At 32.2% G+C, this 22,609-nt stretch carries 20 protein-coding genes; 19 read left to right on the top strand and 1 reads right to left on the bottom strand.

The genetic code is table 11. The annotated features are described in order from the left end of the window. Positions 1-139: 139 nt before the first annotated feature. The 12 genes from rnjB (at position 140) to rny (ending at position 14,990) form a co-directional block, all read left to right on the top strand. Entirely contained in the window at positions 140-1,813 is a 1,674-nt protein-coding gene (rnjB, locus tag LPC11_RS07605; RefSeq protein ID WP_015365069.1) for a ribonuclease J2, read from the top strand. 238 nt (positions 1,814-2,051) lie between these two features. After that, on the top strand, positions 2,052-4,451 hold the full coding sequence (locus LPC11_RS07600; RefSeq protein ID WP_023375197.1) for a DNA translocase FtsK: 2,400 nt from the start codon (positions 2,052-2,054) through the stop codon (positions 4,449-4,451). A 2-nt stretch (positions 4,452-4,453) separates the two neighbouring features. Then, a complete protein-coding gene (locus LPC11_RS07595; protein ID WP_023375198.1) occupies positions 4,454-5,167 on the top strand; it encodes a GntR family transcriptional regulator in 714 nt (237 codons plus the stop codon). A gap of 27 nt (positions 5,168-5,194) precedes the next feature. Then, on the top strand, positions 5,195-6,472 hold the full coding sequence (yfmF, locus tag LPC11_RS07590; protein WP_107566228.1) for an EF-P 5-aminopentanol modification-associated protein YfmF: 1,278 nt from the start codon (positions 5,195-5,197) through the stop codon (positions 6,470-6,472). Then, complete coding sequence (gene yfmH / locus LPC11_RS07585) at positions 6,472-7,761, top strand: EF-P 5-aminopentanol modification-associated protein YfmH (RefSeq protein WP_023375200.1); 1,290 nt, start codon at positions 6,472-6,474, stop codon at positions 7,759-7,761. The genes yfmF and yfmH overlap by 1 nt, the downstream gene beginning before the upstream one ends. Then, the gene (ymfI, locus tag LPC11_RS07580; protein ID WP_023375201.1) at positions 7,758-8,462 is read left to right on the top strand and encodes an elongation factor P 5-aminopentanone reductase; all 705 of its coding nucleotides are present in this window, start codon (positions 7,758-7,760) and stop codon (positions 8,460-8,462) included. Before yfmH ends, ymfI begins: the two co-directional genes overlap by 4 nt. Before the next feature lie 135 nt (positions 8,463-8,597). Next, positions 8,598-9,434, top strand: a complete 837-nt coding sequence (locus tag LPC11_RS07575; RefSeq protein ID WP_041613971.1) for a YmfK family protein — start codon at positions 8,598-8,600, stop codon at positions 9,432-9,434. A gap of 19 nt (positions 9,435-9,453) precedes the next feature. Further along, positions 9,454-9,846 carry a helix-turn-helix domain-containing protein gene (locus LPC11_RS07570; protein WP_041613973.1) on the top strand — a complete coding sequence of 131 codons (393 nt, stop codon included), beginning with the start codon at positions 9,454-9,456 and terminating at the stop codon, positions 9,844-9,846. A gap of 30 nt (positions 9,847-9,876) precedes the next feature. Further along, the gene (pgsA, locus tag LPC11_RS07565; protein WP_015365063.1) at positions 9,877-10,452 is read left to right on the top strand and encodes a CDP-diacylglycerol--glycerol-3-phosphate 3-phosphatidyltransferase; all 576 of its coding nucleotides are present in this window, start codon (positions 9,877-9,879) and stop codon (positions 10,450-10,452) included. Positions 10,453-10,623: 171 nt separating this feature from the next. Beyond that, positions 10,624-11,775 carry a CinA family nicotinamide mononucleotide deamidase-related protein gene (locus tag LPC11_RS07560; RefSeq protein ID WP_023375204.1) on the top strand — a complete coding sequence of 384 codons (1,152 nt, stop codon included), beginning with the start codon at positions 10,624-10,626 and terminating at the stop codon, positions 11,773-11,775. Between the two features lie 166 nt (positions 11,776-11,941). After that, entirely contained in the window at positions 11,942-12,988 is a 1,047-nt protein-coding gene (gene recA / locus LPC11_RS07555) for a recombinase RecA (RefSeq protein WP_231307204.1), read from the top strand. Positions 12,989-13,430: 442 nt separating this feature from the next. After that, positions 13,431-14,990: a ribonuclease Y gene (gene rny, locus LPC11_RS07550; protein ID WP_023375206.1), complete on the top strand. Its 1,560-nt coding sequence runs from the start codon at positions 13,431-13,433 to the stop codon at positions 14,988-14,990. A gap of 122 nt (positions 14,991-15,112) precedes the next feature. On the opposite strand, the gene LPC11_RS07545 is transcribed toward rny, so the two are convergent. Further along, a complete protein-coding gene (locus LPC11_RS07545) occupies positions 15,113-15,328 on the bottom strand; it encodes a hypothetical protein (RefSeq protein WP_002467042.1) in 216 nt (71 codons plus the stop codon). 162 nt (positions 15,329-15,490) lie between these two features. Here LPC11_RS07545 and LPC11_RS07540 point away from each other — a divergent pair, with 162 nt between their 5' ends. From LPC11_RS07540 to LPC11_RS07510, 7 genes are all read left to right on the top strand, one after another. Beyond that, on the top strand, positions 15,491-16,282 hold the full coding sequence (locus LPC11_RS07540; protein WP_231307203.1) for a TIGR00282 family metallophosphoesterase: 792 nt from the start codon (positions 15,491-15,493) through the stop codon (positions 16,280-16,282). A 143-nt stretch (positions 16,283-16,425) separates the two neighbouring features. Continuing rightward, the gene (locus LPC11_RS07535; protein ID WP_231307202.1) at positions 16,426-18,186 is read left to right on the top strand and encodes a 2-oxoacid:acceptor oxidoreductase subunit alpha; all 1,761 of its coding nucleotides are present in this window, start codon (positions 16,426-16,428) and stop codon (positions 18,184-18,186) included. Continuing rightward, positions 18,187-19,053 (top strand): 2-oxoacid:ferredoxin oxidoreductase subunit beta, encoded by an 867-nt coding sequence (locus LPC11_RS07530; RefSeq protein WP_023375209.1) that lies wholly within the window; start codon positions 18,187-18,189, stop codon positions 19,051-19,053. Positions 19,054-19,336: 283 nt separating this feature from the next. Beyond that, on the top strand, positions 19,337-19,960 hold the full coding sequence (locus LPC11_RS07525) for a poly-gamma-glutamate hydrolase family protein (protein ID WP_231307201.1): 624 nt from the start codon (positions 19,337-19,339) through the stop codon (positions 19,958-19,960). 56 nt (positions 19,961-20,016) lie between these two features. Further along, the gene (locus LPC11_RS07520) at positions 20,017-20,313 is read left to right on the top strand and encodes a thiamine-binding protein (RefSeq protein WP_002465478.1); all 297 of its coding nucleotides are present in this window, start codon (positions 20,017-20,019) and stop codon (positions 20,311-20,313) included. Positions 20,314-20,675: 362 nt separating this feature from the next. Next, a complete protein-coding gene (miaB, locus tag LPC11_RS07515; RefSeq protein ID WP_023375211.1) occupies positions 20,676-22,220 on the top strand; it encodes a tRNA (N6-isopentenyl adenosine(37)-C2)-methylthiotransferase MiaB in 1,545 nt (514 codons plus the stop codon). Between the two features lie 2 nt (positions 22,221-22,222). Continuing rightward, positions 22,223-22,588, top strand: a complete 366-nt coding sequence (locus tag LPC11_RS07510; protein ID WP_023375212.1) for a YlbF/YmcA family competence regulator — start codon at positions 22,223-22,225, stop codon at positions 22,586-22,588. The last annotated feature ends 21 nt before the right edge of the window (positions 22,589-22,609 follow it).

Raw genomic sequence — 22,609 nt, 5'->3', positions numbered from 1 at the left:
TAGTTCATACAAAGAATTCAAATATCCTATTATAATATAGAGTCATGACGTGCATTAATAGTGTACATCAAGCAAATTTTAACTTATAATAAATGGTGAGTTTATATATGGACGGGGATTAATTATAGGAGGTAACATTTTGAGTTTAATAAAGAAAAAAAACAAAGACATTCGCATCATACCACTTGGTGGTGTTGGAGAAATTGCGAAAAATATGTATATCGTTGAAGTAGACGATGAAATGTTTATGCTAGATGCAGGCTTAATGTTTCCAGAAGATGAAATGTTAGGTGTAGATATAGTAATACCAGACATTCAATATGTCATTGAAAATAAAGAAAAGTTAAAAGGGATATTCCTTACACATGGACACGAGCATGCAATGGGTGCTGTAAGTTATATTTTAGAACAGGTTGATGCGCCTGTGTATGGTTCGAAATTAACAATTGCACTTGTTAAAGAGAATATGAAGTCTAGAAATATTAATAAAAAAGTACGTTACTATTCAGTAAATCATGAATCTGTGATGCGTTTTAAAAATGTGAATATTAGTTTCTTTAATACTACACACAGCATTCCTGATAGTTTAGGAATTTGTATTCATACTTCATATGGATCAATTGTTTATACTGGCGAATTTAAATTTGACCAAAGTTTAAGAGGCCAATATTCTCCAGATTTCAAACGTATGGCGGAAATTGGTGAAGAAGGCGTATTTGCATTAATTAGTGATTCTACAGAAGCAGAAAAGCCGGGATACAATACACCTGAAAATGTCATCGAACATCATATGTATGATGCATTTGCCAAAGTTAAAGGTCGTTTGATTGTATCATGTTATGCATCGAATTTTATAAGAATTCAACAAGTGTTAAATATTGCTAGCCAATTGAATCGAAAAGTCTCATTTTTAGGTCGTTCATTAGAAAGTTCATTTAATATCGCACGCAAAATGGGATATTTCGATATTCCTAAAGACTTACTTATTCCAATTAGCGAAGTCGAAAATTATCCGAAAAATGAAGTCATCATTATTGCGACAGGAATGCAAGGTGAACCTGTAGAAGCATTAAGTCAAATGGCTCAACAAAAACATAAAATTATGAACATCGAAAAAGGTGATTCAGTTTTCTTAGCGATTACTGCATCTGCAAATATGGAAGTCATTATAGCTGATACATTAAATGAATTAGTACGTGCTGGTGCACATATTATTCCAAATAATAAAAAAATACATGCGTCAAGTCATGGTTGCATGGAAGAGTTAAAAATGATGATCAACATCATGAAACCAGAATACTTTGTACCAGTTCAAGGTGAATTCAAAATGCAAATTGCACATGCTAAGTTAGCTGCTGAAGCAGGCGTTGCTCCTGAAAAGATTTTCCTAGTTGAAAAAGGGGATGTCATCAATTACGATGGCAAGAATATGGTATTAAATGAAAAAGTACATTCTGGCAATGTATTAATTGATGGTATTGGTGTAGGAGATGTCGGTAATATTGTATTAAGAGATCGTCATTTATTAGCTGAAGATGGTATTTTTATTGCTGTCGTAACGCTAGACCCTAAAAACCGTAGAATTGCTGCTGGTCCTGAAATTCAGTCAAGAGGCTTTGTTTATGTACGAGAAAGCGAAGAATTATTAAAAGAAGCTGAAGAAAAAGTGCGAGAAATTGTAGAAGCTGGCTTACAAGAGAAACGAATTGAATGGTCAGAAATCAAACAAAACATGAGAGATAAAATTAGTAAATTACTTTTCGAAAGTACAAAACGTCGTCCAATGATTATTCCAGTTATATCTGAAATATAATCATTATAAAATAAACTAAAGAGGTTGGGACAAACTCACGTTGTTTGTAGTTTAAGTATGTCAATCACTACAGACTTCAATAGACAAATGTTGAAATGCGAATCTGTATCAAGATAGATTCGTTGTATCATACAGATGTTCTATTATGTGTGTGACGTCCTTACCTCTTTCATCTTATTTAATAAAACTTTAAATCAATACGATACATACGAAAGATTAAAAAAGAAGGTGTACGAATTTGCCACAAGCAAAGAAAAAATCGCCGACAAAGAAAAAATCGAATACAACTAGAAAGAAATCAACCACAAAGAAAAAGCAAACGGAGAGTCCATTAAGATATATTATTGCTATCATTGTGGTTATTTTAGTCATTTTAGGTGCTTTTCAATTAGGCATCGTTGGAAGAATGATAGATAGTTTCTTTAATTATTTTGTCGGAATGAGTCGTTATTTAACATATATATTAATATTATTAGCAACAGGATTTATCACATATTCTAAAAAAATTCCTAAAACAAGACGTACGGTAGGAACTATTACTTTACAAGTAGCATTATTATTTATTTCTCAACTATATTATCACTTTAGTAAAGGCGTCGTATCTGAAAGAGAACCCGTTTTATCATACGTTTATCAATCATACAAACATAGTCACTTTCCTAATTTTGGTGGGGGCTTAATTGGATACTATTTATTAGAGTTATTTATTCCACTTATTTCTATTATTGGCGTATTTATCATTACTGTTTTACTTGTTGTTTCAAGTATTATTTTATTATTCAATTTACGCCATAGAGATGTAACTAAAAAAGTTTTTGAAAATATTAGAACATCGAGTATTTCAGCCACTCAAAATTTAAAAGAAAAACGTGAAGTCAAAAAATCAACTAAAGAACAAAGAGCTAAAGATAAAGCTGAAAGAATAGACAAACGACATCGTACAAAAGATAAAGAAGAAATTAAAGATGTCTCAGATTTACCAGAAGCACCTCAAGATAGTGATATTCCTATTTATGGGCACAGTGATTCTGAGCAAGAACCCACGCCATCTAGACGAAAAAAACGATCATTTAGCAATGACTCAGAACAAGTATCACCAATGGCAAATGACATTCAGAACACTTCACAACCATCAACAGCAGATGAGCCAGAAAATTATCAACAGTCTAGTGATAATGATGCTAATGAAAATTCTATTTCAGAAGCTGGAGAAGAGATGAATGCAGCTTATGTAGTACCACCATTATCATTATTAAACCACCCTACACAAAAACAATCGACTTCAAAAGCAGAAGTGAAAAGAAAAGGACAAGTTCTAGAATCTACGATGAAAAACTTTGGTGTTGATGCAAAAGTGACGCAAATTAAAATAGGGCCAGCAGTAACACAATATGAGGTACAGCCAGCACAAGGTGTTAAAGTCAATAAAATAGTAAATTTGCATAATGATATTGCTTTAGCGTTAGCAGCTAAAGATGTACGAATAGAAGCACCAATCCCAGGTCGTTCAGCAGTTGGGATAGAAGTTCCAAATGATAAAATTTCACTTGTGGCACTCAAAGAAGTTTTAGAAGAAAAATTTCCTTCTAATGATAAATTAGAAGTAGGTTTGGGTAGAGATATTTCAGGAGACCCTATTACCATTCAATTAAATGAAATGCCTCACTTGTTGGTAGCAGGATCTACCGGTAGTGGTAAATCAGTATGTATTAATGGAATCATTACAAGCTTATTATTAAACGCGAAACCCCATGAAGTAAAACTTATGCTGATTGATCCAAAAATGGTAGAATTAAATGTATACAATGGTATTCCACATTTATTAATACCAGTTGTAACTAATCCACATAAAGCAGCACAAGCATTGGAAAAAATAGTGGCTGAAATGGAGAGACGTTACGATTTATTCCAACATTCATCAACTAGAAACATTGAGGGTTACAATCAATTTATTAGAAAACAAAATAAAGAATTAGATGAAAAACAAGCTGAATTACCTTATATCGTCGTCATTGTCGATGAATTAGCTGACTTGATGATGGTAGCTGGTAAAGAAGTGGAAAATGCAATTCAACGTATTACACAAATGGCTCGTGCAGCTGGTATACATTTAATCGTTGCAACACAAAGACCATCAGTGGATGTTATTACAGGTATTATTAAAAATAATATTCCATCAAGAATTGCCTTTGCTGTAAGTTCTCAAACAGACTCAAGAACAATCATTGGATCTGGTGGAGCTGAAAAATTATTAGGTAAAGGTGATATGTTGTACGTTGGAAATGGAGATTCAACTAAAACAAGAATACAAGGTGCATTCTTAAGCGACCAAGAAGTCCAAGATGTAGTTAACTATGTTGTTGAGCAACAACAAGCAAATTATGTCAAAGAAATGGAACCTGATGCACCAGTAGATAAGTCAGAAATGAAAAGTGAAGATGCCTTATATGATGAAGCCTATTTATTTGTAATTGAAAAACAAAAAGCAAGTACATCTTTATTACAGAGACAGTTTAGAATTGGGTATAACCGAGCATCACGACTGATGGATGATCTTGAAAGAAACCAAGTTATTGGTCCACAAAAAGGTAGTAAACCAAGACAAATTTTAGTTGATATTGATAAAGATGAGGTGTAATTATGGCGGAAATGAATGCTATTTATAGAGTGAAACAATATATTCTAAACAAAATTAAGTCTGGAGAATTGGAGTTTGGTAGTAAATTACCAAGTAATTTAGCTATTGCTCGTGAACTCAATATTAAAACAGACGATGTTTATGAAGGTATAGGAGAATTAATTACTGAACAAGTAGTTGTAGATAATTTTGAAGAGGGTACCAGTGTCAAATCACTGCCCCCTTTCTTTTATCCATTAAATGAATTAATTAGTATTACTGAAATGATTAACAGTGCTGGTTATCAATCTGGTACAGAATATTTAAACTTTGATGAACAACCTGCAACGTTATTAGATGCTAAACGTTTAGGTATTAATGAGAAACAACCAGTAACTATTATAGAAAGATTGAAAACTGCTAATCATGAACCAGTAGTTTATTGTTTAGACAAGATTGCAAAGGACTATTTAACATGTACAGGATATCAAGAAAGTAATGGATCAATGTTAAATGCAATTAAACATGCTACAGGACATACAGTCACTTTTGCTGAAACTGATTTAGAAGCGGTTAATTATGAACCGCATATTTCAGAAATGCTAAATGCCTCACCACATGAAGGATTAATGTTACTTAAGGTTACTCATTTTGATGAACAAAATAATCCGATTTTATATTCTTTAAATTATATGAAGAGTAGTTTAGTTAAGTTTAGAATTACAAGAGAAAAATAATGAAAAATGTCAATGGAGGTATTGCAGTTGCATAACGAAAAGCAAGAAAATCAAAATAAGCATATACATGTGTTGCCAACTGAGAAATTTAAAACAACAACGATTACTTTTAAATTTATGGCACCACTTGAATATGAAACAATAACTGCACGTTCTGTACTAAGTAAAGTGCTTGTTCGTGCTTCTCAAAAATGGCAGGACGATAAAGCTCTAAACCGTCGTTTATCTGAACTGTACGGCGCATATGTAAATAGCTTTGTTTCGAAATTTAAAGATAAACATGTCATTACTATTTCTTTAGAAATAGTCAATGAACGATATTTAAAAGATCAAACACCATTATTTGAACATGGATTAGATTTATTAAACGAATTAATTTGGAATCCATTAATACATAATAAACAATTTGACGCTAAATTTGTAAAACAAGAAAAATCATTGTTAGGTAAAAAGATTGAAGCGATGATTGACAACAAAGCACAATATTCATTTTTAAAATTATTAAAAAATATGTTTGAAAATGAAGCATATCAATATTTAGCAACTGGTCAAATTGAACAAGTGCCCCATGTAACACCTGCATCACTGTATGATACATATCAATCCATGATTGAAAACGACTACTGTGCTATTTATGTTGTTGGTAATGTTGATAAACAACAGGTTTACAATCAAATCCAATCTAAGTTCAAAATTAAACCGTTTACTTTTGAAGTTACTGATAATAATCAAAAATTAGACAATAAAATTGAACGATTGCCAAAGACAATTGTTGAAACCGATGAGGTCGATCAAGCTAAACTTAATTTAGGTTATCGTTTCCCAACTCATTATGGTAAAAGTAATTATTATGCTTTTATTGTGTTTAATATCATGTTCGGCGGAGATCCATCATCCGTATTATTTAATGAAGTACGTGAACGTCAAAGTTTAGCATATTCTATACACTCTCAAATTGATGGTAAAAATGGATATTTATTTGTGTTAAGTGGTGTATCAGCAGATAAATATGAAATTGCGAAACAAACGATTTTAGAGGAATTTGATAAATTTAAAAAAGGTGAATTTGACGAAAATAAACTTGCATTAGCTAAAAAGATCATTACGTCTCAAAGACATGAATCTGCAGACAGACCAAAGAGTATTATAGAAATAGCTCATAATCAAATTTTGTTAGATGAGCCTCAAAGTGATGAATCTTTCTTAAATGAAATAGATAAAGTGACTAAAGATGATATTACCAAATTAGCTAATGAAGCAGTATTAGATACAATTTATGTACTTACTAAAGGAGGGAATGAGTAGTGAAACAACATTATTATGATGTCATAGATGAGACAGTTTATGAACATGAATTAGAAAATGGACTGCGTTTATTTGTGATACCAAAACCAGGATTTCAAAAAACGTTTGTTACCTATACTACTCAATTTGGCTCTCTAGATAGTCGTTTTAAACCACTAGGTAAAGATGAATTTGTAACTGTACCGGATGGTGTTGCACACTTTTTAGAGCATAAGTTATTTGAAAAAGAAGAAGAAGATTTATTCACTGCATTTGCTGAAGAAAATGCACAAGCCAATGCCTTTACTAGTTTTGACCGTACAAGTTATTTATTTAGTGCGACAGATCATCTTGAGAATAATATCAAACGGTTATTAACAATGGTTGAGACACCTTATTTTACAAAAGAAACTGTAGACAAAGAAAAAGGTATAATCGCTGAAGAAATTAAAATGTATCAAGAACAACCTGGGTATAAACTCATGTTTAATACGTTAAGAGCTATGTATGAAAAACATCCTATTAGAGTTGATATCGCAGGTAGTGTTGAAAGTATCTATGATATTACAAAAGATGATTTATATCTTTGCTATGAAACATTTTATCACCCATCTAATATGGTACTTTTCGTAGTAGGTGATGTAGAACCTCAGTATATTGTTGACATTGTAGAAGAACATGAAAACCATAGAGATAAAACGAATCAACCTAAAATTGAACGCGCATTGATTGATGAACCAAAATCAGTGAATCAACATGTTGTATCTGAAGAAATGAAACTACAATCTCCTAAGTTAATGCTAGGATTTAAAAATCAACCTTTAGATGAATCACCAGAAAAATATGTTCAACGTGATTTAGAAATGACATTTTTCTATGAACTTATTTTTGGCGAAGAAACAGAGTTTTATCAAGAACTATTAAATGATGATTTAATTGATGAAACATTTGGGTATCAATTTGTTTTAGAGCCAACTTATAGTTTTTCAATTATTACTAGTGCAACAAATCATCCAGACCAATTAAAACAATTGCTTATCAAACAATTAAAAGATAACAAAGGTAAATTATCTGACGTTGAGGCATTTGATTTATTGAAAAAACAATTTATAGGAGAATTTATTTCAAGTCTTAATTCTCCTGAATACATTGCTAACCAATACGCAAAGTTATATTTTGAAGGCGTTAGTGTATTTGATATGTTAAACATCGTTGAAAATATCACACTTGAAAGTGTCAATGAAACGTCTCAGTTATGCTTAGATTTAGATGAGATGGTGGATAGCCGTTTGGAGCTTAAAAACAAATGAGAGCATTAGTATTAGGTGGTTCAGGGTCAATTGGCACAGCAATTATTGATCGGTTGTTAGAAGATGGCTATGAAGTAGATTTACAATTTTATTCAGCCGATAAATCAAAGTTGGTTGCGCGATATCTAAATCAACCTGTTAATTTAATACAATGTGATTTATCTAAGGAAATCAATTTAGATAAGTTCTTTGGTCATATCAATCATCTTGATTGTATGATTTATGCAACAGGTACAGCATTATATGGCATGCTTCAAGATATGTCAGACGAACATGTTGATAAATCTTACCATATTCATGTGAGACAATTCATTAGACTAAGCCGTTTTTTTGTTGATACGTTAAGGCAAAGTGAAAATGGGAGAATTATAGTTATTTCATCTATATGGGGTGAAATGGGTGCAAGTATGGAAACTATTTATTCAGCAATGAAAAGTGCTCAAATCGGATTTATAAAAGCGTTAAGTCAAGAGTTGGCTCAAACAACAGTGACAGTGAATGCAATTACACCAGGGTTTGTCTCAGGTAATATGAGTCAGAAATGGTCAGAAGAAGAATTAGAAGAGATTCTAAATGACCTTCCTCAACATCGAATGATAGACCCATGCGAAATAGCGCACACTTGTGCCTATTTATATAATCCGATGGCTAAAAGTGTTACAGGGACTATTCAAAAAGTGAATGGCGGATGGTATTTATAATCGTTTCAATTAATAGTATTAACTATAAAACATGATTTCTCTAGTACATGATATTCAATTCGATGTTATAATGTGATTATTATTAATCATTGAAATTGAACTTTTTAGTTGTGTTTAAACAAGGGGTGGGTATTGGTGTCAGTGGCAGAGAGAAGAAAAGAATGGTATCTCGAATATGAAATTACAATGAACCGTGCCGGTTTATTAGGTGATGTTTCAAGTTTATTAGGTATGCTAGGAATTAGTATTGTTACGATTAATGGTGTTGACCAAGGTAAACGTGGTTTATTAATTAAAACAGACAAACTAGAAAAAGTAGAACGCTTCGAACAAATAGTTAAAGAAATTAATGAAATTGATATTACTAAATTACGTATACCCGAATTACGTGACAGGTTAGCTGTCCGACATGGTCGCTACATAGAGCAAGATGCAGACGATAAAAAAACATTCCGTTTTGAACGTGAAGACTTAGGACTATTAGTAGATTTCTTAGCAGAATTATTTAAAGAAGAAGGACATAAGTTAATAGGAATTCGTGGTATGCCAAGAGTCGGGAAGACTGAATCAATTGTTGCTGGTAGTGTCTGTGCACACAAACGTTGGTTATTTATTAGTTCAACTTTAATTAAACAAACAGTCAGAAGTTCATTGATTAAAGGTGAATATGATTCGAATCATGTTTATATTATTGATGGTGCTGTTACAGCACGTGAATCTAATATGAAACATCAAGATCTAGTCAGAGAAATCATGACACTTCCTTCAGTAAAAGTAGTAGAACATCCTGATTTATTTGTAGAAGCATGTGATTATAGCATGGATGATTTTGATTACATCATAGAATTACGTGAAAATAAAAATCAAGAAATTCAATATGAAGAGATGAAAAAACAAACAGTTCAAACTAAAAGTAAAAATAATTTAGACTTTGGTGACCCATTTGGTGGAGGATTTGGATTCTTTGAATAGTTTATAAGGAGGCATCATTTTGAAAACAATAGGTGAAGTTTTAAAGAGTAGACGTGAAAGGTTAGGTATGACTCTAAATGAATTAGAGCAACGTACTCAACTCAAACGTCATACTTTAGAACAAATTGAAAATAATGACTTTAATCAATTACCAAACAGTAACTATACTGAAGGTTTTATTAGAAAATATGCCAGTGTTGTTAATATTGAGCCTAATCATTTGATTGAAGTTCATCAAGATGAAATACCGGATAATCGTATTCAGTTAGATGATGCGATTCATTCATTTGGTAATAAAGAAGCACCTCCTTATAGAAGAAAGTCAAAGGAATCCATACAAGTAGCCGTAATTATTGGGTTAGTGATCTTAGTCACACTTATGTTGTGGATTATAGCAGTACTATTATTTTAGATAAAAAAGTATTAGAAATGAGGATTTTAAATGAATATACCAAATCAGATAACGGTATTTAGAGTTGTACTCATACCAGTATTTATCTTATTTGCATTAGTCAATTTTGGTTTTGGGAAAATATCATTCCTAGGCGGATATGATATTAAAATAGAGCTTTTAATAAGTGGTTTTATCTTTATCATTGCATCATTAAGTGATTTCGCAGATGGCTATTTAGCTCGTAAATGGCAATTAGTTACAAACATGGGGAAATTTTTAGATCCTTTAGCTGATAAATTATTGGTTGCTAGTGCATTAATTGTGATGGTACAACTTGATTTAACCAATTCAGTTGTTGCTATTATCATTATTGCTAGAGAATTTGCAGTAACTGGGCTTAGATTATTACAAATTGAACAAGGATTTGTTAGTGCAGCCGGTCAATTAGGTAAAATCAAAACAGCAGTCACAATGGTTGCCATTATTTGGATTTTATTAGGTGATCCTTTAGCAACTTGGATTGGCTTCCCAATTGGACAGGTATTATTATATATCGGTGTATTCTTCACTATTTTATCTGGTATTGAATACTTTTATAAAGGTAGAGATGTATTTAAACATTAATATTCTAGCGAGTTGGAATGGTATTTTATTTCAACTCGTTTTTATTTTGAACTTATAAGATGATTTGAAGTGACTAGTAAGTACGTAATCTCTTTCTTAGATTTTAATTTTTTAAACGTTTATAATAGTGATATTACTTATATTTGAGTATTAAAAGGGGAGAAATATGTTATGAATATTTCAATAATTGCTGTAGGGTCAGAGTTATTATTAGGTCAAATAGCTAATACAAATGGTCAATATTTATCCAAATTATTGAACGGAGTGGGTAAAAACGTTGTTGAACATACTGTAATTGGAGATAATCCTGAACGTTTAGAATACATCATTCGACAAGGATTAGAGCGATTTGACATGATTGTACTAACTGGTGGATTGGGTCCAACTAAAGACGACCTTACAAAGCATACAGTTGCTAATGTATTAAATAAAGAATTAGTTATAGATGAACCATCATTACAATATATTGAAAGTTATTTTGAAGACCAAGGACAAGTGATGACGCCAAATAATAAACAACAAGCACTTGTTATTGAGGGAGCTACTGTACTTCCAAATAAAACTGGTATGGCACCAGGTATGTTAGTAGAAATTGAAGAGAAAAAGGTAGTATTATTACCTGGACCACCTAAAGAAATGCAACCAATGGCAAAAAATGAGTTATTACCATTTATATTAGATGACGATAAAGTTATCTTCTCAGAACAACTTAAATTTGCGGGAATAGGCGAGTCAAAAGTTGAGACTATCTTAATGGATTTGATAGACCAACAAACGAATCCTACTATTGCACCACTTGCCGGAACACATGAAGTATATATCAGATTAACTGCAAATGCAGAAACCAAAGAACAATGTCAGAAACTCATTCAACCGATTAAAAATGAAATTCTAAGTCGAATTGGTAATTACTACTTTGGATCTGATGATATCAGTATAGAAGAATCAGTGATGGAACGTATGAACACTTCATTTGCAATATATGACGGCGTCACTAACGGGGCATTATATACTCGGTTGAAAAATGTAGATAACAGTCAACTATTAAAAGGCGCATTACCACATTCTTCACAATTTGTTGATGAAAAATTAAATATTAATGAACAATTATATGAAAGTGCTAAATACGTCAAAGATTTATTTAAAGTAGATATGGGTATGACATTATTGCATGATGACAATGAAGTTTATTTAGGAAAACTTGTTGGAGATGAATTGGAAATTGAATCATTTAAAATGTCTCAAAACAGAAATTTACTTAGAAGCAGAAGTCAAAATTATGCATTAATTAAATTGTTAAAATGGTTAGAACAATTGAAATAAGTCAATTACTGTTGGAATTAATAGCACGTTTGTTCGTTTTTGTATAACTAAGTCTCGAAATAACACGAACAAATATTCGCAAAATGCTTGTAATTTAATTTAAAAGCTTGTATAGTATGAATTAAGATATTAAACAGAAAACATTCTCAATTTAGGAGGTCTCGCTTTGGATAACGAACGTCAAAAAGCTCTCGATACAGTAATAAAAAATATGGAAAAATCATTTGGTAAAGGTGCAGTAATGAAATTAGGCGATAATAAAGGTCGCAGAGTTTCAAGTACATCAAGTGGTTCAGTTACATTAGATAACGCATTAGGTGTAGGTGGCTATCCTAAAGGAAGAATTATTGAAATATATGGACCAGAAAGTTCTGGTAAAACTACAGTTGCATTACATGCTATTGCAGAAACACAAAAAAACGGCGGCGTTGCTGCATTTATTGATGCTGAGCATGCATTAGATCCTGTTTATGCTCAAGCACTAGGCGTAGATATTGATAATCTATATTTATCACAACCTGACCATGGGGAACAAGGTTTAGAGATTGCTGAAGCTTTTGTTCGTAGTGGTGCAGTTGATATTGTAGTAGTCGATTCAGTAGCTGCATTAACACCTAAAGCTGAAATTGAAGGTGAAATGGGAGATACTCATGTAGGTTTACAAGCAAGATTAATGTCACAAGCATTACGTAAACTATCTGGAGCTATTTCTAAATCAAATACGACTGCCATCTTCATTAACCAAATTCGTGAAAAAGTAGGTGTAATGTTCGGTAATCCTGAAACAACACCAGGTGGTAGAGCATTAAAATTCTATAGTTCTGTTCGTTTAGAAGTTCGTCGTGCCGAACAATTGAAACAAGGACAAAAGATTGTTGGTAATAGAACTAAGATTAAAGTAGTTAAAAACAAAGTTGCACCACCATTCAGAGTTGCAGAAGTTGATATCATGTATGGTCAAGGTATCTCTAAAGAAGGCGAACTGATTGATCTTGGTGTGGAAAATGAAATCGTTGATAAATCTGGAGCTTGGTATTCATATAATGGTGAAAGAATGGGACAAGGTAAAGAAAATGTTAAAACTTACCTTAAAGAAAATCCTCAAATTAAAGATGAAATCGACCAAAAACTACGTGAGAAGCTCGGTATTTTTGATGGTGATGTAGAAGAAAAAGAAGAAGACGCACCGAAGTCATTATTTGATGAAGAATAAAATTGTTTAATGTATAGATTGAAAGAGGTCAAGACAAAAGTATTTAGGATATGAGCAGCACTGTATGATGAGCAAAATAACTTTTTAAATTTTGTTGAATCATGAGAATTTATTGCTCAATCTGTAGTGCTATTTGGTTTTTCATATAAAACTAATAGCACTGTAGTTAAATCCTACTATTGGGACACCGATTATCGGTTCTCAGGGTACAAAAACTTTATGTCTTCACCTCTTTTTTTATTTATATAGTATTTTAAAAGTTAAAAATTAAATCTTGTAATATACGCATTTAATACATTTATGATACTGATAAGTTCAAATTGATATCTTGACACTTATCAGTGTAAAACCGTACAATTAGTATGTATGATTCTTATATAATTTCATATAATCATATTGATTTTGATATACAGAGCAAACCCTAGATAAAGGAGGTGTTTATGTGAATTTATTAGGCCTCCTACTCATTTTGCTGGGTATAATTCTAGGCGTTGTTGTAGGGTATGTTGTTGCCCGAAATTTATTGCATCAAAAACAAGTTCAGGCTAGACAAACAGCCGATGACATTGTTAATCAAGCACACAAAGAAGCAGACAACACTAAGAAAGAAAAATTGCTTGAAGCAAAAGAAGAAAACCAAATTTTAAGAGAACAAACTGAAAATGAACTACGTGAAAGACGTGGCGAATTACAAAGACAAGAAACCCGACTTCTTCAAAAAGAAGAGAACTTAGAGCGAAAATCTGATCTATTAGATAAAAAAGATGAGATTTTAGAGCAAAAAGAATCAAAAATTGAAGAAAGACAACAACAAGTAGATGCAAAAGAGAGTAGTGTTCAAACATTAATAATGAAGCATGAACAAGAATTAGAACGCATCTCCGGTCTCACTCAAGAAGAAGCTGTAAATGAGCAACTTCAACGAGTTGAAGAAGAACTGTCACAAGATATTGCAATACTTGTTAAGGAAAAAGAAAGAGAAGCTAAAGAAAAAGTAGATAAAACCGCAAAAGAATTGTTAGCTACTACAGTACAAAGATTAGCAGCAGATCATACAACTGAGTCAACTGTATCAGTTGTAAACTTGCCTAATGATGAAATGAAAGGTCGAATAATCGGACGTGAAGGAAGAAATATTCGAACACTTGAAACACTTACGGGAATCGATTTAATTATCGATGATACTCCAGAAGCTGTCATTTTATCTGGTTTTGATCCTATCAGAAGAGAAATCGCTAGAACAGCTTTAGTTAACCTAGTTTCAGATGGAAGAATTCATCCGGGACGCATTGAAGATATGGTCGAAAAAGCTAGAAAAGAAGTAGACGATATCATTAGAGACGCTGGTGAACAAGCAACATTCGAAATAAATGTTCATAACATGCATCCTGACTTAGTTAAAATACTTGGCCGTTTAAATTATCGTACAAGTTATGGACAAAATGTGCTTAAACATTCAATTGAGGTAGCGCATCTATCAGGAATGTTAGCAGCAGAATTAGGTGAAGATGTTACTTTAGCGAAACGTGCTGGTTTACTTCATGACGTAGGTAAAGCAATTGACCATGAAGTTGAAGGCAGTCACGTTGAAATAGGTGTTGAATTGGCGAAAAAATATGGTGAAAACGAAACAATCATTAATGCTATTCATTCTCATCATGGTGATGTTGAACCAACATCTATTATCTCAATTTTAGTTGCAGCAGCTGATGCATTATCAGCAGCTCGTCCTGGCGCTCGTAAAGAAACATTAGAAAATTATATTCGTCGTTTAGAGCGTTTAGAAACACTTTCTGAAAGTTATGATGGTGTTGAAAAAGCATTCGCAATTCAAGCAGGAAGAGAAATCCGTGTGGTCGTATCTCCTGAAGAAATAGATGATTTAAAATCATACCGATTGGCTAGAGATATTAAAACTCAAATTGAGGATGAATTACAATATCCAGGTCATATCAAAGTGACAGTTGTTCGAGAGACTAGAGCAGTAGAATATGCTAAATAATTTCTTACCCCTAATCATCGTATTGGTGATTAGGGGCTTTTAATATAAAGAAAAAAAGCGCTTATTGATTTGATGAAAATCAATAAGCACTTGTATTTGTATTTTGTTAATATTAAAATTGTTTATTTTAATTGTAAATCTGTTTTTTTCAATTCTTGGATAATTTCAGCTGTGTCATAACAGTTAGTAGCAATGTTAGCGTATCTTTCAGCTAAGCGATATGCATTGATATATAATTTCAAGCTATCTTTTGCGATATCTTCCACATCTTCTGATTTAGATGGGTTAGAACTTACTACTAATTCTGCAAATTTTTCAGGATCGATATTAATAGACATTTATTATTTACAACTCCTAAACTTTTGATAAACATATCCTAACATAATATATGATGATAAAAAAGCAAAGACAGTTAATACACAAATAAATAATTTTCAAAGAGTACTTTAAATAAAGTTATCTATCTATTAAACTTATTTGTATGAGAGGATGAACATGGCATGAGAATATTATTTATAGGAGATATCGTTGGTAAGATTGGTAGAAATGCAATCTCAACTTATTTACCAAAGTTAAAACAAGAATATCGTCCTACCGTTTCCATCGTAAATGCAGAAAATGCAGCACACGGTAAAGGACTGACAGAAAAAATATATAAGCAATTGCTTCGTGAAGGCGTTGATTTTATGACTATGGGAAATCATACATACGGTCAACGTGAGATTTATGAATTTATCGATGAAGCTAATAGAATGGTCAGACCAGCTAACTTCCCGAGTGAAGCACCAGGTGTTGGTATGCGAATTATTCAAATTAATGATATTAAATTAGCGATTATTAATTTACAAGGTAGAGCTTTTATGCAAGATATAGATGATCCATTTAAAAAAGCTGATGAACTTGTTAAAGAAGCTCAAAAGGTGACACCTTATATCTTTGTAGACTTTCATGCTGAAACAACATCGGAAAAAAATGCTATGGGATGGTATTTAGATGGTCGAGTCAGTGCAGTAGTAGGTACACATACTCATATCCAAACATCAGATAATCGTATTTTACCTAGTGGCACTGGATATATTACTGATGTTGGTATGACTGGATTTTACGATGGCATATTAGGTATTAATAGAGATGAAGTAATTGAACGATTTATTACAAGTTTACCTCAACGTCATGTAGTGCCTGACAATGGTCGAAGTGTGTTATCTGGTGTTATCATTGATATGGATAAAAATGGTAAAACAACTAACATTGAAAGAATACTGATTAATGACGATAATCCTATGAAATGATAGTAAAAGACATGTGACATAACAGTTACAATTAGTTATCGTCCATTAGTATGAATTTAAAAACACTCCACTGTTTACATAGTAATACAGTGGTTCTTTTTGTTATCATTTAATATGAATTAAAACCACAGGAGGCTTATGATATGAAATCACAAATATCATGGAAAGTGGGCGGACAACAAGGTGAAGGTATTGAATCAACTGGTGAAATCTTTGCGACGGCAATGAATAGAAAAGGTTATTTCCTATATGGTTATAGACACTTTTCAAGTCGTATCAAAGGTGGACACACAAATAATAAAATTCGTGTGTCTACATCTCCAGTACATGCGATAAGTGATGATTTAGATATTTTAATAGCTTTTGACCAAGAGACTATTGAAGTTAATCATCATGAGATGCGTGAAGATAGTATTATTATTGCTGATTCAAAAGCGAAACCAGTTAAACCTGAAAATTGTCAGGCACAACTTATAGATTTACCGTTTACAAGTACTGCAAAAGAATTAGGTACTGCATTAATGAAAAATATGGTGGCAATCGGTGCTACATCAGCATTAATGCATCTAGATACATCTACATTTGAAGATTTAATTACTAATATGTTCACTAAAAAAGGTGACAAAGTTGTTGAAATGAATATTCAAGCATTAAATCAAGGATACCAGTTAATGAAAGAACAACTAACCGATATCAATGGTGACTTTGAATTACAAGAAAGTAATGAAGCACCACATCTTTATATGATTGGTAATGATGCTATTGGATTAGGCGCTATTTCAGCAGGTTCAAGATTTATGGCTGCCTATCCTATTACACCTGCATCTGAGATTATGGAGTACATGATTGCTAATTTACCTAAAGTGGGCGGAACAGTTGTACAAACAGAAGATGAAATAGCAGCCGCAACGATGTCCATTGGTGCAAATTATGCAGGCGTAAGAGGTTTTACAGCTAGTGCAGGTCCAGGCTTATCATTAATGATGGAATCAATAGGTTTATCAGGTATGACTGAAACACCATTTGTTGTGATTAATACACAACGTGGTGGCCCATCAACCGGTTTACCAACAAAACAAGAACAAGCAGACTTAATGCAAATGATTTATGGTACACATGGCGATATTTCTAAAATCGTTGTTGCACCAACAGACGCAGAAGATGCTTTTTATTTAACTATGGAAGCATTTAACTTAGCAGAAGAATATCAATGTCCTGTAATTATATTAAGTGATTTACAGTTATCATTAGGTAAACAAACCGTTAAAAATCTAGATTATAATAGAATTCAAATTAAACGTGGGGAACTCATTCAATCTGATATAGAACGAGAAGAAGATGACAAAACATACTTCCGAAGATATGCGTTAACAGGAAGCGGTATTTCACCAAGACCTATTCCAGGTACTAAAGGCGGCATTCATCACATTACTGGTGTTGAACATAACGAAGAAGGTAAAACAAGTGAAGCTGCTGCAAATCGTCAACAACAAATGGATAAACGTATGAGAAAAACGAAAAATCTTCTAATAGAAAATCCAGTAGAACTTACTGAAAATCATGAACAAGCAGATATTTTATATATTGGATTTATTTCTAGTAAAGGGGCAATTCAAGAAGGTGCACAACGTTTAAATAATCAAAATGTAGCTGTTAATACGTTACAAATTAGACAACTGCATCCTTTCCCTACAGAAACGATTCAAAATGCAATTGATAAAGCTCAAAAAGTAGTTATTGCAGAACATAACTATCAAGGACAATTAGCAAGTATTATTAAAATGAACGTTAATATTCAAGATAAATTGGTGAATCAAACGAAATATGATGGCACACCATTCTTACCATATGAAATTGAGGATAAAGGTTTAGAAGTTGCCAAAGAATTAAAGGAGTTGGTCTAATTGGCTACATTTAAAGATTTTAGAAATAATGTTAAGCCAAACTGGTGTCCTGGATGTGGTGATTTCTCTGTTCAAGCAGCTATACAAAAAGCAGCAGCAAATGTAGGACTAGAACCGGAGGAAGTTGCACTTATTACAGGAATTGGTTGTTCAGGTAGATTATCTGGTTACATTAATGCATATGGGGTTCATGCGATACATGGTCGCGCATTACCACTTGCACAAGGTGTAAAAATGGCTAATAAAGATTTAACTGTTATCGCTTCTGGCGGAGATGGTGATGGATATGCTATTGGTATGGGACATACAATTCACGCTTTACGTAGAAATATGAATATGACATATATTGTCATGGATAATCAAATTTATGGTTTAACTAAAGGACAAACCTCACCTTCATCAGCTGTAGGCTTTGTTACTAAATCTACGCCAAAAGGTAATATTGAGAAAAATGTAGCACCTCTAGAATTAGCATTATCATCTGGTGCAACGTTTGTAGCTCAAGGTTTTTCAAGTGATATCAAAGCACTTACTAAATTAATTGAAGATGCAATCAACCATGATGGCTTTTCATTTGTAAATGTATTTTCACCTTGTGTAACTTATAATAAGATTAATACGTATGACTGGTTTAAAGAGAACTTAACAAGCATTGATGATATTGAAAATTATGATCCAACGAATAAACAATTGGCTATACAAACTGTGTTGGAACACGAATCACTTGTTAAAGGTATTGTTTATCAAGATACAGAAACACCTTCATATGAGTCACAAATTGAAGAAATGGAAGGCGAAGCATTAGCTAAAAAAGACATTCACATTTCTGAAGAAACATTTAATGATTTAACAAAACAATTTGTATAACTTTGGTTATTTAGCCTGGGGCATAAAAGATGTCTCAGGCTAAATATATTTTTGACTTAAACATTTAAAGTTTGAAATCATAAGAAATATTTATCTAATTACGTACGTATTCATGGTTTTATAAAGTAATATTTATATGATTGAAATATCTCAAATTTTTAATTTTGAAAAGGGCATATTCGTTTTTATAAATTTGTTAGTATTATAATGATTTTGTAAATTAGAATTAAATATATAATGATTGTGGAATAGAATAGTAAAGATCAACTGAGGAGGTTTAGGGATGGATAAATATAGTACAATGAATGAATTACAAAAAAATACTAATGAAGATAAAGATTGGCATATCGAATCCATAGATAATCATCATGATGTTACTATTCTAGCTATTCATGGCGGCGGTATCGAACCTGCAACTAGCGAATTAGCATTAGTCACTGCGCAAACCAATAATTATAATTTTTTTACGTTTAAAGGGGATAGAAGCAAAGGTAATAATGAATTACATGTGACATCTATACACTACGATAATGATACGGCTTGTCAATTGACTCAAAAAAGTAAAAGAGCTATTTCAATACATGGTTGTACTGGAAATGAATCAATCGCTTACATCGGTGGGAAAGATGAAGCGTTAATTGAACTTATCACTTCAGAACTTAATAAAATTGGTGTGAATGTGGTGCCTGCACCTTCTACAATGTCTGGTAAGCAAAAAGAGAATATTGTCAATCAAACTCGTATTAAGGGCGGCGTTCAACTTGAATTGACGAAATCCTTAAGAAAACAATTTTTTAAAGATGGAAAAGTGGGTCGTAAAAATAGAGAAGAGAAAAGCAATTGGGATGACTTTTTATATGATTTTGCTAACGCACTTGCAACAGCACTTGATAAAGTGGAAAATTAGATAAGAATGTAAATAAGCATTTAAAACGATATATAATATAAAGTGAGGTGCAAAAAATGATCGATACATTGATGAGTATTCAAATTATACCTAAAACACCAAACAATGAAGATGTTATTCCTTATGTAGATGAAGCAATTAAAATCATTGACCAATCTGGATTACATTACCGTGTGGGTCCTCTAGAGACAACAGTTCAAGGTGACATGAATGAGTGCTTAATTTTAATACAAAAATTAAATCAAAGAATGGTTGAATTAGAGTGTCCAAGTACAATAAGTCAAGTTAAGTTTTATCATGTCCCTGAAGGTATTGAAATAGAGACATTAACAGGAAAGTATGATGCAGAGTAAAAGTAAAATGATTTACTACATTTCCTAACGAATTATAAAATTTATAGAAATAATAGTGTACAAATAAGGCGGAACCAAAAGCTTTACTGTTTTGAGTGGCAAATAATGTTATTCCAATCGGATAAATATTAGTTATATATAAAGCATAAATTCCTATCGATGATATGGATTGTAACTAACTCATTTTAACTGTAGACAGAAAAGAGTCTTTCTAATGTCAGTTTATCCGTTTAGACAATTATGTTAGTAGCTATGGTTTTAGCCTTTTTTATATGAATGAATGGTGACGCTTTTTGCACTTTTGTATTAAATTTAATATAATGTAGAAATGATATATGGGCATATAGAAAGGATTTTTAATAGTGAATGAAGAGCAGAGAAAAGCTGGTACGATAGATATTTTAGCAGAACGTAATCGTAAAGAAGAAAAAGATTATAGCAAATATTTTGAACATGTGTATCAACCACCGAATTTAAAAGAAGCTAAAAAGCGTGGTAAACAAGAAGTTGAGTACAATAGAGACTTTCAAATAGATGAAAAATATCGTGGTATGGGTAAAGAACGTACATTTTTAATTAAAACATACGGTTGTCAAATGAATGCACATGATACTGAAGTTATGGCGGGGATTTTAGAAGCTTTAGGTTATAGTGCAACGACTGATATTAACACTGCTGATGTCATTTTAATCAATACTTGTGCGATTCGTGAGAATGCAGAAAATAAAGTGTTCAGTGAAATCGGTAACTTGAAACATCTTAAAAAGGAAAGACCAGATTGTTTAATTGGGGTATGCGGTTGCATGTCTCAAGAAGAATCAGTTGTAAACAAAATATTAAAATCATATCAAAATGTCGATATGATTTTCGGTACTCATAATATACATCGTCTACCAGAAATTTTAGAGGAGGCCTACTTATCAAAAGCAATGGTTGTTGAAGTATGGTCTAAAGAGGGAGATGTTATTGAAAATCTCCCTAAAGTACGTGATGGTCATATTAAAGCATGGGTAAATATTATGTATGGTTGCGATAAATTCTGTACCTATTGCATCGTACCATTTACTAGAGGTAAAGAACGTAGTCGTAGACCAGAAGATATTATTGATGAAGTAAGAGAATTGGCGAGAGAAGGGTATCAAGAAATTACATTATTAGGTCAAAACGTTAATTCTTATGGTAAAGACATTGAAGGACTTGACTATGGATTAGGTGATTTACTAGAAGATATTTCTAAAATTGATATTCCGAGAGTAAGATTTACAACTAGTCATCCATGGGACTTTACAGATCGTATGATTGAAGTAATTGCTAATGGAGGTAATATCGTTCCGCATATTCATTTGCCAGTACAGTCAGGGAATAATGCAGTATTAAAAATTATGGGAAGAAAATATACGAGAGAAAGTTATTTAGATTTAGTATCTCGTATAAAAGAAGCCATTCCCAATATTGCCTTAACGACTGATATTATTGTAGGTTACCCTAATGAAACTGAAGAACAATTTGAGGATACTTTAACTTTATACGATGAAGTAGGATTTGAACATGCATATACTTATTTATATTCTCAAAGAGACGGTACACCTGCTGCTAAAATGAAAGACAACGTACCTACCGATGTTAAAAAAGAACGTCTACAACGCTTAAACAAAAAGGTTGGAGAGTACTCTAAAAAAGCTATGAGCCAATATGAAAATGAAATTGTTACAGTTTTATGTGAAGGCTCAAGTAAAAAAGATGACTCTGTTTTAGCGGGATATACTTCAAAAAATAAATTAGTTAATTTTAAAGCACCAAAAGAAATGGTTGGCAAGTTAGTAGATGTTAAAATTGATGAAGCTAAACAATATTCTTTAAATGGTACGTTTATAGGAGAACATCAAAGAGAATTGGTGATGCAATAATAATGTATAATAAAACACAAATACTTTCTAATGCGGATCAATTAGCACAGAAGATAAAAAATTTAGAAATGATTAAAGAATATCAATCAATTGAATCTCAAATTCATAATAATAAAGCGATTGAAAATAAAATGAATCAATTAAAAAAGCAACAAAAGCAATCAGTTAACTTACAAAATTATGGTAAGGAAACGGCGTTTCACCAATCAGAGGATCAAATCCATCAATTAGAAAATGAAATCAACGAATTACCGATTGTTCAAGAATTTCGTGCGTCACAATATGAAGCTAATGATCTATTACAAATGATGATTAAAACGATGGAAAATCGCTTAAATGAGCATAATGAGAACTACCACGACAAATAAATTGGATAAGGAGACAATGCA

Origin of the sequence: Staphylococcus sp. HL28, assembly GCF_021117155.1 — a bacterium.
Taxonomy (GTDB): Bacteria; Bacillota; Bacilli; order Staphylococcales; family Staphylococcaceae; genus Staphylococcus; species Staphylococcus warneri.
The sequence above is the reverse complement of the archived record's forward strand: the minus strand, read 5'-3'. Positions and strand labels throughout refer to the sequence as shown.

Coding starts and splice junctions, on each gene's coding strand:
- LPC11_RS07595 (WP_023375198.1), top strand. CDS start 4,454: ATGGCGGAAATGAATGCTATTTATAGAGTGAAACAATATATTCTAAAC.
- ymfI (WP_023375201.1), top strand. CDS start 7,758: ATGAGAGCATTAGTATTAGGTGGTTCAGGGTCAATTGGCACAGCAATT.
- pgsA (WP_015365063.1), top strand. CDS start 9,877: ATGAATATACCAAATCAGATAACGGTATTTAGAGTTGTACTCATACCA.
- LPC11_RS07560 (WP_023375204.1), top strand. CDS start 10,624: ATGAATATTTCAATAATTGCTGTAGGGTCAGAGTTATTATTAGGTCAA.
- LPC11_RS07545 (WP_002467042.1), bottom strand. CDS start 15,328: ATGTCTATTAATATCGATCCTGAAAAATTTGCAGAATTAGTAGTAAGT.
- LPC11_RS07540 (WP_231307203.1), top strand. CDS start 15,491: ATGAGAATATTATTTATAGGAGATATCGTTGGTAAGATTGGTAGAAAT.
- LPC11_RS07535 (WP_231307202.1), top strand. CDS start 16,426: ATGAAATCACAAATATCATGGAAAGTGGGCGGACAACAAGGTGAAGGT.
- LPC11_RS07525 (WP_231307201.1), top strand. CDS start 19,337: ATGGATAAATATAGTACAATGAATGAATTACAAAAAAATACTAATGAA.
- LPC11_RS07520 (WP_002465478.1), top strand. CDS start 20,017: ATGATCGATACATTGATGAGTATTCAAATTATACCTAAAACACCAAAC.
- LPC11_RS07510 (WP_023375212.1), top strand. CDS start 22,223: ATGTATAATAAAACACAAATACTTTCTAATGCGGATCAATTAGCACAG.